Raw genomic sequence first — 17,723 nt, forward strand, 5'->3', positions numbered from 1 at the left:
AATATCTAGTGACATTGTTTGAAGAACTTCCGAAGCGCAATACAGAGGACAGCCTAGAAGACCTGCTGCCTTGGAATATTAAGCTCTAAGATAGAAACAAGGTGTGGTTTGCCGTACGCTTACCAAATACGGAAAACGGTGCCGAGGCCAGCGCGATGCTCTACAGCATGATCGAAACCGCTAAAGCCAATGGCTTAATCGCTTACGACTACCTTGTGACATTGTTTAAAGAACTGCCAAAGCGGAAAACAGATGCAGACATCGATGACTTGCTGCCTTGGAATGTGACGTTAACGCCTTAAGAGACTCTCCACCGCTTCCATGCGGCTCATTGATCGCCCTGAAGAAAGACAGAGCTCCCATCCTGGGAGCGTAAACCATCCGTAGCTCTCTGTCTTAACAACACTTTAGAGACATAATGGTCAGCTTGCATCTCTAAAGCATCACAAAGATGCGATAGATCAAAAAACATCCTCAAGGTGTGGTTTGCCAGACGCTTACACTAAATATTTTCCCTATTAGAATCGAGTATGCGACATCTTCAATCAAAATATCAACAATATTTAGTCAAATAATTGATATGAAACCATTTTTATAGACATATTTAATTAACCCGGGTGCATTTATTGGATTACGATTAGTGATTATCGAAAGTTCTCTAATCACTAAGAATAGCAAACAATTTTTATACGGAACATATTAAATTAAATCCACCTTCCTTGCATCCCTTCATATTACCTAACACAAACACTCTACCTGAACACCAAAGATCTGGCCTCGATGCTATGACTTCCTATTAACGCTCTGGCTCTTCGTACGAAAAAAGAAAAAAAAGATAAAGAGACAAAAGAAAAAACTGGGCGTGGTGGTATCGAGGAAAACGAGGCCGAAAAGGTCTGAAAGGAAAGGGATTGGTTAAATAGAGGGGTTAGTATGTTACGTATAAAAAATGGCATTATCCCCTCATTTCATGATACATTATTAACATCAATCACTTAGGAGGGAACCCATGTCCGACTCAAACGATCGCGAACTACTCGGCCTCCTCTCTGAGATCAAGCGACTCTCCCATGAATTAAAAAACTCCTTATTAAATCAACCCGTGTTTTTCCAGCAGCCTGCATTACAACCTCATCGATCCGGCTACAACAAAGTAAAACCACCTTTTGACCCCGTTCACCAACATCAACTTTATTACATTAAACCGCTACAGGTTACCGAAGATGAAAACGGGGAAACCATAATTGATCTGTCCGACCTCGACTACAACCCTCAACCTCGGAAGCTGAGTGAGTCCATACACGATATCTATGGCTTTTCCACACTGCCCCACCGAGCCCTAAACGCCCTCCATCGATATGTCGGCTACATTATTTGCTCTGAAAACCAACAAACCACTTACGATAACGTCATTGAATTAAATACGCGCAAAGACCAATTCAAAGTACTGGCCGCAGCACAATTCAAACTTAATCGCTCTCAATACGATTCAATTAATAACATGCTTATTGCCAGGAACATTATTCTTGAACATGACAACTTTGAGATCATAACAAGACATATTCGTCAAACACCGATCGACAAATCACTCCAAAGACTTACTATAAAATGGAAGACATCTGGTGATACTCAAAAAAACAAAGGAAATCTATATGAAGCACTAAAATTCTTTCCTGAAGATCACACCGTACGAACAAAAAAACAAATCGAACTCATGAATGCGATCCATAAATACCCTCACGCTAAATTCGTGGTTCGCTTCAAGCAACGTCCAGCACCATATTTCTCTGTAAAATATGCGGAAGACGAGGTATGGGAAAAATCCATACCAATGGTTACTCCTCTTATAATTTACAATGTTTCAAGTGATTCTGAATTCAGAGTGACGCTCCCGCACCTTGACGTAAAGCTTGAGGCTGGAGAAATCGTGCCAAAACAGAAACCATCGAGTCGAAAAAAAATGAATGCAGTTAGATTAGTCAAAAATCAAAATTGGTTTGCAGTATTACATGATCATGAGGAATAGCAATGGAAGCAACTGAATATGAAACTCTGATGAGACCAGCAACAAGTTTTAGCAATGCGAAAGGAACAGCATCTTTGAGTATACTGAAAAGAAACAACATTTTTCGCGGTGAAATCAAATCGTTTGAGTATATGATCTCATTAGTCTCTAATGCGGAAGGTTACCGTTCGTTTTCAATGTTACTAGATATTGAAGACACGCTGAATCTTGCACATATTATCAATCAACTTCGAAGCCACATTTCAAAAAAAATAGGCAAATCCAAAAATATTACTGTGTGTACTCGGGGATCAAGGAACTTAACATTTCAATTTAAAGACATGACCCAACATATGCCGAACGATCCTATTTGTAACGCTTACTTCAACTTCTCAAAAGATGAGAAATATTTTTTACCTCTTTCTTATCTGACAGCATCAAGCATCTATGCAAAATGCATCGAATTCTTATCTTTGAACCACGCTTGCTCACCAAGCGAGCTTCACATATTTTATCCATTTTTATCTCGGGAATAAAATCAATCGTCTTTTAGGGTGTCAAAATGAAACTTTCCGGCTTTTCTTTTGTGCCAAACATGTTCAGAGTAAAGTTCGTTATATTTTGTGCTGAGTTCTCGATAATTCTTCTCGTAGTAGGCTCGGCCATTACGAGCATCCTTTTTGTTTGCCCTTGCCAACGTGTTTCGAATTGATCAGATGATCCGAGCCGCAAGGGGTTAATCCGTTAAAAAAACACTAAACAAGGTTCAATTATCTTATTTAGTGTTAGAAAAGTAATAAAACACCCAAATTACTGACTGTCATTGGGCTTTTCAGAATGTTAAGGCGTGCAGCTCGACTTATACGCATGTTCCCTAGTAGGCATCTAAATTAGATTGATTGACACATTTGTATGGAAAAATCATTAATCAATTACTGATTGTCCAGCTCTAATTGCTGAAAGCAACTCATAACCCTGCACAAGCCTTATATTAAGCAAATGACACACCTCTATGTTAGTCTTACTCACCTTTCCAGATGTAACAAATATCGCCTTCACTAAACGCACTTGCTTTAAACGCCTTCCATTGACACCTAGCAGTTTGGACTTACGCTCCCTATAAGCTCCATCCTCTAGCGCCCGAGTAAGTGCGCTCAATGAAGTGATGTCATGTTCATTAACATATCCAGTATAATGCTTGGCCTGCAAAACCCACATAACATCTGAGGCAATAATGATACCGTCTATACCACCATCATTAGTTAACTTAGGCGTCGCTATAAACGTTAGTCCCTTGGATTTTGTAGTGATTTGCAAACATAGAAGCTCGAAAGCAAACCCATTCAATGTATTTAATGCTCGAATCCCCTCACCTTCATCAGACCTTTTTATCACCCTAATGGCCTTCTTAGCATTACCATAGGCGATCTTTTGAGCCTTTGTGTTAGGTCGCACTTGTTTATACGACCGACGTGTTAAGGTCACCCGTATAAACAGAACTAGAAAAAAAATAACCACTGCAACAACAATAAATTCAATTGATACTAATGCGGCTTGAATATTTTCCAACACTCGTATCAAATCAGCAAAACTTGCCATTAAGATAAGTCACACACCGATGGACGAGGCATTGAAGTCTCAGATACAGTATAATCAACTACTGGAACTAAATCTCTTATTTCAAACACACCAGAATCAATTACTAACGACTGCACGCTTACTAAAAAGTCATCTGGGTTATCTGACTGAGAGCCTGAAACATTAGGAATTTTCCAAGCGTATACTTTATTTCCTTGTGGGCCACCATTAAATGAAACAATTTTAAAAAATGCATCCGGTGTCTTAACCCCATGACTGTCAATAAAATAATCATCACTCTCATTGTTTCCCCAAATAACTCCCGCCATAACGAGGATAGACTTATCTTGGGAAATGTATTCAGGTGTTCTGTAACAATCTAGACGTTCCTCAATCTCTTTCCATGCGTAATCACGATTAAGGTATGATATCTGTGGAGCTATATTAACCATGTAGTTAGACTGCTTGATTGCAGTCGCACTAAAATCAAACGTATTCGCGTCAATAAGATGCGAACGATCAAAACTGACCTGCTCTGGGCCGTGCTTTCCCTTATAAGTTCCTAAACGCTTTGGCTGACATTCATTACTTATATTTGGAGCCCTATCTGAGCAAGTCAGCAATACACTATAGTTTTCAAAATCATACTGACTGAGGTTTTTTGGGATCGTATTACTTTGAGAAAAAGCGAACGAAGAAGCAATGGAAGCAACCACCACCACACCAGTTAAAATTCTTTTCATCTTATAGAAACCTTTAATTATCTTTATCATCTAGATATAAAAGATGGGCTTAATCTAACGTAGAGTTTCACGGGCCATCAGTCCGCGAAGGCTTTCTCTATGATTGTGGATGCTTTAAGACTATGATTAATGACTTCACCTGATTCAAAAACTAATGCAGGCGTTCCAGACAAATTCAATGATCTACCCCATGAATATTGGTCAAAAACTACATTTTTATTACACTTATTTTCCGTCCCTCCTTTTTCAATAAGTAATTGACGATCAGATAATGGCGCCTTGGAGATGTAGTCTAGTATTGGTTTATCTCCATCCCTACACCATATTCCTTTCATCACACTTGCAGACTCAGAAAGCACGCCAGATCTAGGATACGCCAAATAGCGAACCTCTAACCCGCTATTTTGTAAGAAGGGAGTATCTCGATGCATTCGTTGGCAAAATTCGCAATCAATATCGTAAAATATTAAAACAGTTGCCAGCTTAGGTTCTTTCGCTGGGTACACAATAACCTCGTCTCTAGGAATGGAAAATAGTTCCTTCGCTAATACCGACTGAGTACGATTACTCATCACTCCATTGTTTACCTCTATCATGTCACCTGTGATAATAGAGGTTGCCGATCTATCAGAATAAACCCGCCCCCCAGTATCAGTTACGAGTAAATACATTCCTGACCTTTCATCTTTAATTGCTTTCTTCAAATGCGAATTGGAGTCAAGGGAATTAATCAAAAAATCGAAGCGTTCACTTAACTCATCGTCAACGACGGTCAAATCGGATTGGGCTGCAGCTATCATTGGAGCCACCATCATTAAACCCATAACTAGACTCTTCATGGCTATACCCTTACTTGCTTGATTAACTTCAAAACACTTAGTGGTAATTTTCGCAACACATCATCAAAATAAGTGCCTTCATCTATATCAATCAAAGCTGCTAAAACTCTCTTTTCAACATTCATAAGTTTGACAGGGGTCTTGTACGGCTCAAAAGAGCTAAGTAGAAACACGGAAGCATCTTCAAGCAGCAATCTACCAGGACGCCTACCTCTTCTATACCATCTACTAACCGACATCTCTCCATGCTTAACATACTTCCACCTATAAAAAGGCGGAATATTCAAATGAATCATGTAACTAAACCAGTCATCCAACCCCTTAATACTTCCTTTCTCCAAAGAGCTTACCAAGTCATTTTCAATATCACATGAGTATAAAATCTGGGCATCCACATTCACATACGCCATCAACATATCTTTATGCTTGTTCAAGTATTCATCTATGTCGAAACCCGCTGAAATCAGCTCTTCCTCAACCTTAAAGGCCCTTTCCCTTACACCTTCCAAGTATTTATAGCCATCCTCAGTACTCTCAGGCTCTCGCAAGGCGCTCTTTATGCATTGCTTTAACTCTTTTGCATTCATACTTCCACCAGCTTCAATTCATTCACAAAATATGAGGATAAATAATGAACAAGTTTTTAAACCACTAATTCACAATGCTTTTTTAAAATTCGCAGTGAACGAACAATAGAAATCAATTCATTTGGGTTTTTAACGATCATTTCAGCGCCACCAACCCCGCAATAACTGATCACAACCCCCTTATGAAACCCTTCATAATTGGCATTATTTTCTATCACTTGTAGTACAACACCTCCTAGTAAATCCAAGTCGGCAAGCTCCACCCTTACCGAATCATGATCATCAGCATTGACAAGAATCAATACACTTTCTGAAATCATAGAAATCAATTTCCCTCGCAATTGCTGGTGGATTTTTCTTTTACCATTATCTACACCCTCTAACGCCTTTTCCTTGGCCTTACCAGACATATCTTTTGCAACATCCTTCATATCACTTGCAAACGACAAAAAACCGCTTTTATTAAGCATTTAGACTCCGAAAAATTTTATATTTTAATTAATACCAGAATATATTATGCATTTATTATTTTTTAATTAAAATATAGCAACAATTAATTAATTGTTTTTTTGGAGGCAAAATGAACGACTCATCAGACTTATTCCTTGATATATCAAAAGGCCAGCTACGTTTCAGCAATCATGAAGAAGGAAATAAATTACTGTCAGCAGAAAATAAACTTGATATGATTAAAACGATACGAGCCAGTCACTTTCATCCCGAGCACTGGATAAATATCGATCTTGGGATAGAGTTAAAAAACGCCTTACATGAAACCCTCCCCCCTAAATGCAACCAAGATATAGAGGACATTCTTAAAAACGGCTCCACATCATCAAACTCATTTATCAAAAACTTAGATGCAGCAACGTTATTGGCAGACTTTTTAACCAAGCTAGAGGACAATCACATAGATATAATTAAGTCTTTAAACGAAGCCAATGAGCTTGGCCCAAGCTATAACATTAATAAGTACGTCGAAATATGCAACCGTAACTCGAAAAGTCTAGAAGCAACCCTTAACAACATCAATCCATCACTCTCGGAGCAATATGAAAATATTTCCGAACTTAAAGTAAGTCCACCAACTCATTATCTAAAATTGATCAATCAGCAAAATAATGAAGTCTTCGAAGATTTTCTCCATAACAGAAAAATCAAAGAAATAGTAGAAAAAACCTCAACTTTAGAGCTATCTACAATAAACCCTCAAATTCTTGGCTTGTCTCACACCGATAAAGAAATTTATAACAACCCCATAACAAGCAGTAAAATCAAAGCAGCATTCACCACATCACTAGGTGAAGGAATTAACCACCTACCTATACCAAAAGTAGAGAAGCTTAAATTGCTTGAGGCTATGGCTCCTATAGCGCTTGACGCACACTCAAACAAACCATCAACTAAAAACCATCTCGATATTTTCTCTAGGGAAATGCAATCCCTACACAGCATTACTTCAAAAGATCAAATGGAACAGATTCAATCTTTTCTTGGCAAGCAAATACCAAAAAGCGATCAAAACGAAGATGCGATTTTTTATATAAAAAACCCTAACCACAAAGATACGATATTAAAAGTAAGCATGAGTCAGACTCAGAGAAAAACTTGACATCTTTCCCACCCTAACGGAAGGTGCTTTATGCGCTCGATGGTAAATAAAACTATTTAATGATTAAATAGCATTAATTGGGCTATTATTAATTTTTAATTGAATGGTGTCTATGTATGGAAAAGGTATCAGTAGCCGTCTTGCGTGTGGCATCTATTATTTCGGAGCTTGAAAATAGGGTTTCTAGAAAGGTAACTCAAGCTGAGATACTAGAAGAAGTTCAAAGAAGCAATGATGGATTAAAAGCATGCAGTTTATCTACCATTATACGGGCCAGGGCCTATTTAAATAAACAGCAGGGAGCGGTTATCACATCTGATACGGAGCTTATGGCTGAAATAGGAAGTGACGTGGTAAAGATCTTCATGAGCAAGATTGGTGTAGGAGCGGCTGCCGCTTATGGTCAAAAGCAACTTGAACGATTTAACAAGGAGTTGATCTCAGGAATTGAAATTTTAGCTGACAGAGATAGAACGAATGATGAGAAAGACTTCGCGTTGTTCAGGCTAATTGAAAGAATAAAACAAGAAAGTCTCAAAGATTAAATTCTGAAGAGTCTTTGACGATATAAAGGAGGTTTAATATGAGGTTAATGAAGTTTGCTTTAATGTGTATTTCTCTTGTGCAGGCAGGAGGCTCCTTTGCTGCGAGTGATATCAACATGTTAAATGACTACGAAAAGAAGTCTGGAGTGGATCGATATAAGACTGGGGCATATTTTTTTGGAGTTCAGAATAGTCCAGGAACACTTTTGCGTGCCCCTGGTAGCAATTATGTGACTAAGCGTGATTCTATTCTCAAGGGTTTGGGGTATGAAAAGCTTAATAAGCCTCTTTTCTACGATTATTACCTATTAAATTATGATCGAGTTACAAAAGAATACGATAAGGAATACTACACACTTCTTAATCAACAAGTGAGTTTGGTTAATTTGTGGGTAGGTCAGACGATACGTTACAAGTTGGCACCAAATTTCAAAGGTAACTACGGATTAAGTGCAGTCACAACTATTGAGTTTCTTGGCCATGATATTGTACTCAAAAATAACCGAGGCGATGTTGATGTGAGACAAATGCAAATGGCATCCGGGATAAATGAAATAGATTCATTCTACTCGGCGGTGGTCAGTAATCGATCTACTACATTGAGTAAATATAGAGAAAAGGGGATGTGTTCGGCTGCGGATTTACTGGAGCTAGATTGGAAGAATGATTCTGTTGTAAATAATCTGCATCCAGCTATCGCTAAAATTCTAGCAAAATTAGATACAGGGTCTATTCATGATTACAACCTTGATTTAACCAAATACTTGGAGAGTAAGCGGCTCATAGTTAAGAACAAAGCTGCAAAAAAATCTCTTTCTAAGAAGTTGGCTAATCGAGGGATAAAGGCTTCAGTTGTTATTGCACCCAACTTGTCTACATTGATGCCGGTTGATGATGGGTATTTCTTAGTCGCTCGAACAGACGACGAAATAGAGTCGATTAATGACGACTATTGGGGGAAAGAGCAAGATTTGTTGGAGCTATATAGTCACAGGGCAATCTCAATGGATGATATACGGTTAGTGTCTAATGACGCAGGCATGGCCGACGTCATTAAGCAAATAATTGATAAAAAACGTAGCTTGAGAGACTGCAGATTGTCTTTGATATAGGATCAACCTAAATAATTGATTCCAAGGTTGATGTTAATGCGAGTCCTTTTGATTATGTTGACACCCTCTCCCTTTAGGGTGGGGAGGATGTCAACTGGCTTATGGCTTATGGCTTATGGCTTATGGGGCAGGCAATCAATATTTTGTAGGTTCTACGATCTGAATTAGCTCTATTGTGGCAATCATTGTTGAATAAGGTGGTATGTTTCTGTATTGATTACCACCAAACATTAGGGTGCTCGGTATAAAAGCCTTGATCTCTTCTCCTTCTGTCATGTTAGTTATTATGGATGAAAGTATCGAGTGAATTAGATTTAGACGAACCACATAATTATCCTCGTCTAACAATACTTCTCCATCATACGCCCTCACATCAATATTAACCCTCACCTTATCCGTGCTCTTTGGTGGCAAGGTGTTATTGGTGGCTGTCTTTATGGATTGGTAGAGAATTCCAGTGGTTGTACTGCGTAGAAAAGGGTAGGTCATGATGCTTCTAATAAACATCGCTTCAGCTTGCTTGCGCGTAAAGTTTTCGCCTTCTTCACTTTCTATTGCAGAAAGGCTCTCAAGATATAGCGTTGAGTTATCGAGAGCATTTCTTAGTGCTTCAAGCATTTCCTCGGTATCGTAATTGTGACGTTCATCAGAGTTGAGTAGTTCGGAAACTACGACATCAGCGGCAGATTTTGCGATAGATTGATTTATGTTGTGCGCGTGACTAGATGATATGGACAGTAGTAGGATCAGTGCAAGAACCGTTATGGATAAATTTAAATTAAGCATAATGTTTACACATTTCTTTTAGGAAGTTCTTGCAGTATTCAGACTTTGCATGGGAATCCAGTTCTCTATAATGGATAGAGTGATACATTAAGACTGTGTGAGCTCTTTCAAGCTTAGCTAGATTCTTATTTCTATAAAAAATCCATGTAAGGTTCTTTGGAATAGAGTCTAGGTTCTGATCTAAGTACTTTCTTATGTACTCCATGGGGAATGGCATTGCGTTATGTTGATCTCTCTCTTCCATTTTTTCATTGATAAATTTAATAAGTTTTGTGTTCGAGGTATTCATAGTCATCTGGGTCCTGTGATAGATTTTCTTGACATCCTCCCCACCCCTAAAGGGTGGAGATTCATACTGCTAGTGCTTGATGCCCCAAAGCGGAGAATGTTGCTTGCGCTGTAACCTCAACAAACTCAACTTGCATCCAAAACAGATTAGCTATTTTGGTTTTTGCTAAAGCAGCACTGCTGACTTTACAGACAACGATTAATCCGTTCATTTTTCACAAGAAGTGTCATTATCTAAGTTAATAAATTGACTGAAAGGAGTATCGAGCCGAAAGGTTCGACAGAATTTTCCCGATGTTAGATATCACTTGACAAACAAAAACAGAGGGGCGCTTATATCACCCACCTAAAGGGAGGTGTTTTACGCGCTGTATGGTAATTTACTGCTCTGGATTAGCAGTGGCATCTAAATCTAAGTTAACTGCGTTGCCGTTCGTATTTACAACCGAAATGACCCATTCACCAATCTCGTCATTTTCCCCTTTTAGTCTGCCACCTTCTTGTACAACAATATTTCTCAATTCTTCGGAGCTTGAATAATGCGCATTCAATTCAATAATTCTTTTCAAGATATCTGGCTTGCGACCTAATGATGACCATTTCTTCGTCTGAGGCAATCCTTGCTCATCAACACAACTAATAACAAGATCCACCCCTCTAGAGCGCTTACCTTTTGCAGCTTTCGATTTTTTATAAACTGGCGTTGTGACTTTTGCAAGCTTTTCAGTAGTGTCGGATCGCTTGCGCAACTTTGCCAATCTTCCATCTTCACTCGCGCCTATAATTTCTTTGTTGCATTGCCTGTGCAGCTCTGTTATGTAAATAGACATTTTTTCGACAACCTGATCAATATCAGCATTACAAAAGCTCTCTACCAAACCTTTGACATTATTCTTTTCTTCATTTTCAACAATGGAAAAAATCATAAGTACCGACCTAATGTCTTGATCAACAATAGCTTCAAGATCTTCACGCACGTTTGAGCTAACAAACTTATTGAACAGAGCCCACTTATCAGAGGCTTCTTTGGTAAGTTCTTCTAGTAAAATATCAACTTTACTTGCGGTATCAGTCTGTCTTCTATTGTAAACAGTGTGACTCATTTTATGCTCCAGTATTTTTTCGTACCTATAAATATATCAGCATTTTAATTAATCACAATATAAGAAACTATTTTCAGTTACTTAATACTTAATATTTACATTTAATTACATTTCCTAGATGAGAAACAATATTACACATTGGTATATTTCTTTCATTAACAGAACCTAACTCTTGTTAAATAATTAAATTTCTCCCAGTTGTAAGTCATTCAAATCCACTTCGACTCTTGAAAATCCCAGCCCATCTCGATACAAAACTTTTGCTATTCCCATGCTACTACGTAACAAAATATCTCCAGAAAACTCCCCTCTCTCATAGGTTCTTTTCGAGGCCTTAACATGATGATCATTCATACCTCTATGATACATTACGGCAGACAAATCATCTGGTGCTTTAATATAGTATAAGCATCTGAATATATTAGATTTAATTAGTAGTCCAATATCTTTTAAATTGAACTCTGAACCACTTTTGTTTACGTAACTAAGGATAAAATCAACATCTTCGAAACGATATTTATCTCTTACAATTGCTATAAGACCTTCCCTATATATCATTCCCTTTTGATAGGCCATTACAGCATTACACACAGGATCAACAAGTCCATATACCGCATATATTGCATCTCCACTTTTACCCTTTAACATTTAAACCACCATATCCAGTACTGCAAGAGCCCCGCCTAATACCGAAGCAATCTGTAATAAATTAAGAAAAGCTAGAATGTTATACTTTTCTTTAAATCTAAATTTTCGCGCCGACTCATCATCAAAAATGTAGAAGCAATTAATCTCCCCATTAATCACGCAATCCTTTTCCCAGTATTTTTTTCGGATTAGGCCGATTACCCCCTCCACCATTGCCCTTCCCCTAATTTCGACCCCTAATTCAGGTACTTGCATTATTCGTTTTTTGAAGTCCACTGATACGTCGTATTCTTTTACATCATCCTCCATCGCTTTCTCGATTTTTTTACAAATCGCGGCTGCAATATCCTCATTCTCTATAATATAAACAACGCTATTTGGCTCATACCACCTACGCTTTTTTAAAACGAAACTTATTCCATACATTAAGGTCACCCAACTTGAGATTTGATATAATATGCTTACTAGGCACTTCAATGATTCTATAAAATATTTCCGCCATTATGAGCGTCAAAGCCAAAACAAGACCAGCGAACACAATGGATGGCACATACGCACCGACCTTATAAACAACCATAGCTACAATCTGTATGGCGAACTGACTCACCAAATAAACAGAATACGATCGCCCGCCCAACCATTCTAGAAATCCGTCAACCATGGAGGATTTTTTCGTAATTACTAACGTGACAAATGCAATGAAAGGCAGGGCAAGTGAAAAGGTAAAGTACCTTACATCCGTCAACAGCAAGACAAGCCACGCCAAGTTATTGGAGATAAGCTCCACTCGCCATTCATCCGATTGCATAGAATTAATTACGACAAGGGTATAAACAAAGAAAGATAAAGCAATAAAACACTCAATAGGGATTACTTTTCTGAGGGTGCTTTGAATGCGATTTATGAAGAATATGACCGCACCTAAATAAAACGCAGAGTGAATACCGAAGCCAAACTTAAAATAAAATGAGATTATTAACATTAATAGTAAACTTGCTAGAATGATCTCGTTTTTGTATTTACGCGACTTACTCACCCCACCAATAATAGCGAAGATAGTTAAGCTTAGGATTAATTCATGTCGCAGCAACCAGGCCACCAACACAAGCTGGTCATTAAAGCCAACCAATTGTAATAGGAAACTTGCCAAAACGTCCTGTATCGATAGATCATCAAAAAAACCAATGGGGCTAACATAACCCCACTCATAACCCATTGACGAAAGTTTAACCCCCCAGTTTCCAGCCCCTATCTTGTAGCAGACATACATTAATAGAAAGGCAGCAATCATGGGGACAATCAGTCGCCCCAATCGATCCATTATCCAAACGTTCTTTTTTATTGTCGCGTATTTAGCCACCACGTAACCGGAGAGCAAAAACAAGCACCCAACAGCCACATCCCCCCTAAATATCATTAATGCCGATATTACTGGATCAAAATATAGGCTTGACCAGATTGCAAAACACAAATGCTGAGCAACAACTATTAGAACCAATACCGCTTTTATTGTATTTGTTGTTTTTGCTTCCATTAGAAAATCCCAGGCGCATAGGCTTTTACTTTTGCATCTTTGTAAACCATTGTCATAGGAGCGTCTCCCAACAAGTAAACCATCCAAGACTCAGATTTAACTTCATACACTACGGGGGTAATAATTTTGATCATGGCCTTCTTCACGTAATCATTAACCTCCTCTCTTGAACATCTAGCAATTGGTATAATTTTAAGGGCAACACCGAAATTTGATTTAATGTGTATTTTTTCCATAATAAGGACGCTTTCTGAATCGTCGTCAGCATCAGGCAACAATAAAATGGATAATTCCACCCTATGACATTGCCCACCTATCATGCTATCGCCCAAACCAACAAGCGCCTTATCCCCCAAACCTCTGTGAGCAAGAGGAGATGCCGCTCCCTCACCACTCAATAACCATTCTTCTCTAACCATCAACATAGATGCCACCAAAGACAATGTATCGCTATTAACCCAATTATCACTTAGCGCCTGAGTTACCGTGATCTTTTGTCCAACTATGTAGCGAACAAAGTCTGCCCGAGCAGTACTGCTCACACCAGGCAGATTCTTAATCGTCATATCCAGTCGATCGCAAACCGTATATCCAACCTTCACTTCCATTATGCGTGGCAACAAGCAGGACGCAGATTCGTTAAACATTTTTCTGAACTTGGACTTGTAGAGACTAGAAACATCAACCTTGGGGTTGTTTTTTTTCAAATCCGTTATTAAGGAGACATACCAAGAAGTTACAACAAGTCTTTCTGATTTCTCACCTTCAGATAGCAGATCTTTAATATAGCCCGCTTCCTTATCTTTTAAATGATTCAATATTAGAATATCCAATAGATCCAACTCTGCCTTATGAACCGAATTCCTCATAGAATGCCCTCAATCGATTATTAAATAATATCATTAAGTGATATATTATTAATTAATTACCATCTAATTAGTATTAATATGAAGAATTATTTTTTAATAAGCACTATTGTTATATTGGTTTCCGCTTGTGACTCTCAAGAAAAAATTGAAATGAAGTGGTCTTATGGAAAAAGCGATGGCTGGTTCCCTCTTACGCATAGTGACCAAAATCTATATGTAAATGGTACTCAGGCATTCATTAATGATGCTTCCATGATCGTTAATTGTAGGGGCCGAGGCATAAAACACGACAAATCACTCCCATTCCTAAGCAATGATAATTCAGTAATTCTATATAACACTGAAATTAAAAAAATAATCGAACGCCATAAACCATGGATATTATTCGAATATAAAACAGGCGCGACAATTAGAGAAAAAGAAAGCATTTTAATTAACCAAAGCAAACGAGGAACAGGAGATGAAGCTAAAGATCAATGCAACGAAACTCAACACCGACTTATTAGAGGTTACCTATGAGTAAATGGAAAACACTACTAGCTCTTCTTTTGTCTTTATCTCTTGTTGCCTGCGACTTAGATGTGGCACAAGATACCCAAACAGACCCAGACACAACTCCCGAAGAACCAGACACAACTCCTGAAGAACCAGACAATGAAGCTGGCTTTACTGTCAATACCAATAGACTATCTCTTCAGCTTAATGATAGCTTTGCATTGACAGTAACTCCCGCACCTTCTGGATCAAGGAGCGTGGCATTTGAAAGTTACAATCCAGATATCGTATCAGTCACCAATAGCGGTGAGCTAACAGCAAATAGTAAAGGGCAAACAGTCATTGTCGTAAAACACCCAGACCACGAGAAATATCAAGTAGTTTCAGTTTACGTTGCCACCAAAAAACTCTCTCAAATTGGATATGAAATTTCCTCCAAGAGTCCCATTCCAGCAGGAGAAACTATTTCCTTAAAAGTCACAGCTATAGACGAGGAAGGTAACGAAGTATCTGATGATGAGATCAACTCTATCCGCTGGAGTGGCACCTTAATACCCACTCAAGCTGAGGGAGGCGGATTTAAACTCAAATCCTATACAGAAGGCACATTCACTGTAGAAGGTGAATTAAGCAACCAATCATTATCATTTAATGTTGTTTTTACGGATCCAGAATTTACGAAATTGACCATTTCTGAATACAACACCCCTTCCATCATAGAGTTCAATACTAGCTACCTAATCGTTCAAGCCGACTTGACCAATGACACCGTCGAAATTAACCCACCAGCCACACAATGCTATAGCTCTGATGAAAAAACTCTCTATATCGAAGAAACTATGACGGATCTAGAAGACGGCTTTTTTATGAGGGCGTATGCAACGGGTAATGTGACGATAACATGCTCTCTAGGCGAGCTTACAGACACCTTCGATATTGAAATAACAGAAACTCTAGCTAGTTCATGGCTACCTGATGAAGTAAATTCTACAGAGTTTTTATGTGGATCTTATCGATGCCTAATAAACCATATCAATAAGCTTGAAGATGGTGCTATCTCTGCTATAGCTGAATTACCTGACGACAAATTTTTCCCTTTGATCAATCAGTTTAGAATGGAGCAGATGACCTACCAAGAGCCATTACAACTTCCTACCGACGCGATAGGAAAAACAGCAACAGTAAGTAGCCCTTTATCATTTTCCAAGGGTAACAATGGAATGTTCTATGTCTCCTACAAAAAACCAGCTTATGAAAACGATTCTGGCTTTAATATTACCACCTCTCAACTCGTCGCAAGCAAAACTAGCAGCTCACTCAGTTCATCTACCCTTACACCGATTAACCCCACATATCCTAAAGGCAGCTTCTTAAGTGAACACATGATAGTTCAACTGGGTGACGGCTTCCTTGAAGCGGCAATCTACGACTTAAACGGAGGAGAAGAGAACGCCGATGAAGAAGATGGGGCATATACGTCGCAATTTGAGACATCCCTTCTTTTTGACGGTAATAGCGCCCTTATGCCGGCAATCACAAGCCTATTGGGTCAAAAGGCTGACAGAAGCTACATATCTCTACTGTCAGATATATCTGAAAGCAACTCAACTTTCGGAGTACAAGCCAACTCATATTTCTCAATAAACGGAGCAAGCTCTCTCACTCAAAACTTTCCATTTAACGCGCCACCATTCGGCCCATCCCGATCGATCGATATAAGCCGATGTAACTCGACATCTTCCGCTGACGTAGGAAAAACAATTTTCATTAAACAGCAACACTTTCCAACTCCATCAACCTTTCTGCTCTGTGTAACAGATACGAGCATTCACTCTTATCAATACAATGACAGTTCTAGCTCACCAAATGATTACGTGTATAGCGTGTCCGATACTCCAGACAATTGGTTTTCAGGCTCTCTTAGCGGTTTAGCCTATATGGGGATAGATGCAATAAGTAACTCATTCGGCACGAGCGGAACCCCTTCAGTAATGGCCTATTTTGGGCACGATGGTTCAGGGGATGTAAAGACCCATTATGGAGTTAATGTAGAAAACGGAATAGTCACACCAATCATAGCTAAATCAGTAATCGGCATAGAGGGAGATCCTTACATAGACAATAGCATACTAAATATAAATCCTGAGCTTGTCTTCAATTATGTGGCCACCCCATCTACAAGAGAATTATGGACTCCTTATGGAACTTTAGGTATCAGACAGGACTTGAAGAGCTACAAAATGAATATAGGGTATGCCCCATTTAAAACAGGAGTGGCCATCCCTTTCACCTACTCCTCAGAAGGTGGTAAAAAACTTGCCTTATTGTTATTTGGTGTTGGTGATGCAGATGTGTCTCAATACGGATACATTGCTATTTATAATAGCGATTTAGCCAGACTTCCAAATTAACACCATCTACCACTCAAAATAAATAAACTTATAAAGCCCTATATATTATATATAGGGCTTTATAACAGCACCTTCCTTTAACAGCTTTCGCGAAATTCTCCGGCTATAGCTAACGAGCCTAAGCGAGTTAGTTTAGTGGGAGATGGATAGCGAGTAAGGCGAAGCCTTGCATTTACTAAGTTGGTCTGCTTTGGTTTTGTATATATTCCTTTAGTACTTCAAGTGGCGCACCTCCTGCTGTAAGTAAGCAATATGCTCTAGACCAAAGTACTGGCTTCCAATAAAACTTGTCCAAATGACTTTTGTATTCTTTTCTAATCCTTCTACTGGTGACTGTTTTTAGATTGTTGATGAACTTAGAAGGTTGAAGAGTAGGGTTAAAACCTAGCATTAAATGGATGTGATCAGCCTCACCACCAAACTCAATTAATTCTACTTCCCATTTGTCGCACAGGCTTTGACAAGAAGTTTGTAGTGAATCTAACATTGTAGAAGTGAAGCATTTTCGTCTATATTTTGTAACTAACACTAAATGATATTTCATGTCATAAACGCAATGATAATGGGA

Annotated in this window: 20 protein-coding genes and 1 pseudogene; 8 read left to right on the forward strand and 13 right to left on the reverse strand. The window is 38.6% G+C overall.

Translation table 11 applies throughout. The annotated features are described in order from the left end of the window. Positions 1–134 precede the first annotated feature (134 nt). The 3 genes and pseudogenes from ACMUMJ_RS16220 to ACMUMJ_RS16230 all read left to right on the forward strand — a co-directional run. Positions 135–302 (forward strand): annotated as a pseudogene (locus ACMUMJ_RS16220) (transposase domain-containing protein); the annotation flags it as partial. Positions 303–1,009: 707 nt separating this feature from the next. After that, on the forward strand, positions 1,010–2,026 hold the full coding sequence (locus ACMUMJ_RS16225; RefSeq protein WP_414679894.1) for a hypothetical protein: 1,017 nt from the start codon (positions 1,010–1,012) through the stop codon (positions 2,024–2,026). A gap of 2 nt (positions 2,027–2,028) precedes the next feature. Continuing rightward, entirely contained in the window at positions 2,029–2,541 is a 513-nt protein-coding gene (locus tag ACMUMJ_RS16230; RefSeq protein ID WP_414679895.1) for a hypothetical protein, read from the forward strand. 388 nt (positions 2,542–2,929) lie between these two features. Here the strand turns inward: ACMUMJ_RS16230 and ACMUMJ_RS16235 are convergent, their stop codons facing one another. From ACMUMJ_RS16235 to ACMUMJ_RS16255, 5 genes are all read right to left on the reverse strand, one after another. Beyond that, entirely contained in the window at positions 2,930–3,604 is a 675-nt protein-coding gene (locus tag ACMUMJ_RS16235; RefSeq protein WP_414679896.1) for a restriction endonuclease, read from the reverse strand. After that, complete coding sequence (locus ACMUMJ_RS16240; protein WP_414679897.1) at positions 3,604–4,326, reverse strand: DNA/RNA non-specific endonuclease; 723 nt, start codon at positions 4,324–4,326, stop codon at positions 3,604–3,606. The genes ACMUMJ_RS16235 and ACMUMJ_RS16240 overlap by 1 nt, the downstream gene beginning before the upstream one ends. Before the next feature lie 77 nt (positions 4,327–4,403). After that, entirely contained in the window at positions 4,404–5,165 is a 762-nt protein-coding gene (locus ACMUMJ_RS16245) for a thioredoxin fold domain-containing protein (protein ID WP_414679898.1), read from the reverse strand. Between the two features lie 2 nt (positions 5,166–5,167). Then, positions 5,168–5,752: a hypothetical protein gene (locus ACMUMJ_RS16250; protein ID WP_414679899.1), complete on the reverse strand. Its 585-nt coding sequence runs from the start codon at positions 5,750–5,752 to the stop codon at positions 5,168–5,170. Positions 5,753–5,808: 56 nt separating this feature from the next. Beyond that, positions 5,809–6,222: a hypothetical protein gene (locus ACMUMJ_RS16255; RefSeq protein WP_414679900.1), complete on the reverse strand. Its 414-nt coding sequence runs from the start codon at positions 6,220–6,222 to the stop codon at positions 5,809–5,811. A 110-nt stretch (positions 6,223–6,332) separates the two neighbouring features. On the opposite strand from ACMUMJ_RS16255, the gene ACMUMJ_RS16260 reads away from it, so the two are divergent. From ACMUMJ_RS16260 to ACMUMJ_RS16270, 3 genes are all read left to right on the forward strand, one after another. Further along, complete coding sequence (locus ACMUMJ_RS16260; RefSeq protein ID WP_414679901.1) at positions 6,333–7,364, forward strand: hypothetical protein; 1,032 nt, start codon at positions 6,333–6,335, stop codon at positions 7,362–7,364. A gap of 116 nt (positions 7,365–7,480) precedes the next feature. After that, entirely contained in the window at positions 7,481–7,909 is a 429-nt protein-coding gene (locus ACMUMJ_RS16265) for a hypothetical protein (protein WP_414679902.1), read from the forward strand. A gap of 38 nt (positions 7,910–7,947) precedes the next feature. Then, entirely contained in the window at positions 7,948–9,021 is a 1,074-nt protein-coding gene (locus tag ACMUMJ_RS16270; RefSeq protein WP_414679903.1) for a hypothetical protein, read from the forward strand. A 135-nt stretch (positions 9,022–9,156) separates the two neighbouring features. Here the strand turns inward: ACMUMJ_RS16270 and ACMUMJ_RS16275 are convergent, their stop codons facing one another. From ACMUMJ_RS16275 to ACMUMJ_RS16305, 7 genes are all read right to left on the reverse strand, one after another. Next, positions 9,157–9,807, reverse strand: a complete 651-nt coding sequence (locus ACMUMJ_RS16275; protein ID WP_414679904.1) for an FKBP-type peptidyl-prolyl cis-trans isomerase — start codon at positions 9,805–9,807, stop codon at positions 9,157–9,159. Positions 9,808–10,157: 350 nt separating this feature from the next. After that, positions 10,158–10,307 (reverse strand): hypothetical protein, encoded by a 150-nt coding sequence (locus ACMUMJ_RS16280; protein WP_414679905.1) that lies wholly within the window; start codon positions 10,305–10,307, stop codon positions 10,158–10,160. A 168-nt stretch (positions 10,308–10,475) separates the two neighbouring features. Beyond that, a complete protein-coding gene (locus tag ACMUMJ_RS16285; protein WP_414679906.1) occupies positions 10,476–11,198 on the reverse strand; it encodes a hypothetical protein in 723 nt (240 codons plus the stop codon). A gap of 183 nt (positions 11,199–11,381) precedes the next feature. Continuing rightward, the gene (locus tag ACMUMJ_RS16290; RefSeq protein WP_414679907.1) at positions 11,382–11,846 is read right to left on the reverse strand and encodes a hypothetical protein; all 465 of its coding nucleotides are present in this window, start codon (positions 11,844–11,846) and stop codon (positions 11,382–11,384) included. Next, on the reverse strand, positions 11,847–12,272 hold the full coding sequence (locus ACMUMJ_RS16295; RefSeq protein ID WP_414679908.1) for a hypothetical protein: 426 nt from the start codon (positions 12,270–12,272) through the stop codon (positions 11,847–11,849). It lies immediately after the preceding gene. Beyond that, entirely contained in the window at positions 12,238–13,380 is a 1,143-nt protein-coding gene (locus ACMUMJ_RS16300) for an acyltransferase family protein (RefSeq protein WP_414679909.1), read from the reverse strand. The genes ACMUMJ_RS16295 and ACMUMJ_RS16300 overlap by 35 nt, the downstream gene beginning before the upstream one ends. Then, a complete protein-coding gene (locus ACMUMJ_RS16305; RefSeq protein WP_414679910.1) occupies positions 13,380–14,249 on the reverse strand; it encodes a hypothetical protein in 870 nt (289 codons plus the stop codon). The genes ACMUMJ_RS16300 and ACMUMJ_RS16305 overlap by 1 nt, the downstream gene beginning before the upstream one ends. A gap of 78 nt (positions 14,250–14,327) precedes the next feature. Here ACMUMJ_RS16305 and ACMUMJ_RS16310 point away from each other — a divergent pair, with 78 nt between their 5' ends. Further along, positions 14,328–14,768: a hypothetical protein gene (locus ACMUMJ_RS16310; protein ID WP_414679911.1), complete on the forward strand. Its 441-nt coding sequence runs from the start codon at positions 14,328–14,330 to the stop codon at positions 14,766–14,768. Between the two features lie 29 nt (positions 14,769–14,797). Further along, positions 14,798–17,155 carry an Ig-like domain-containing protein gene (locus ACMUMJ_RS16315; RefSeq protein WP_414679912.1) on the forward strand — a complete coding sequence of 786 codons (2,358 nt, stop codon included), beginning with the start codon at positions 14,798–14,800 and terminating at the stop codon, positions 17,153–17,155. Positions 17,156–17,330: 175 nt separating this feature from the next. Here ACMUMJ_RS16315 and tnpA read toward each other — a convergent pair. After that, positions 17,331–17,723, reverse strand: a 393-nt coding sequence (gene tnpA, locus ACMUMJ_RS16320; RefSeq protein WP_414679913.1) for an IS200/IS605 family transposase, incomplete at its 5' end; no start/stop codon positions are given.

The sequence above is a fragment of the Marinomonas phycocola genome (assembly GCF_047525455.1).
GTDB lineage: Bacteria > Pseudomonadota > Gammaproteobacteria > Pseudomonadales > Marinomonadaceae > Marinomonas.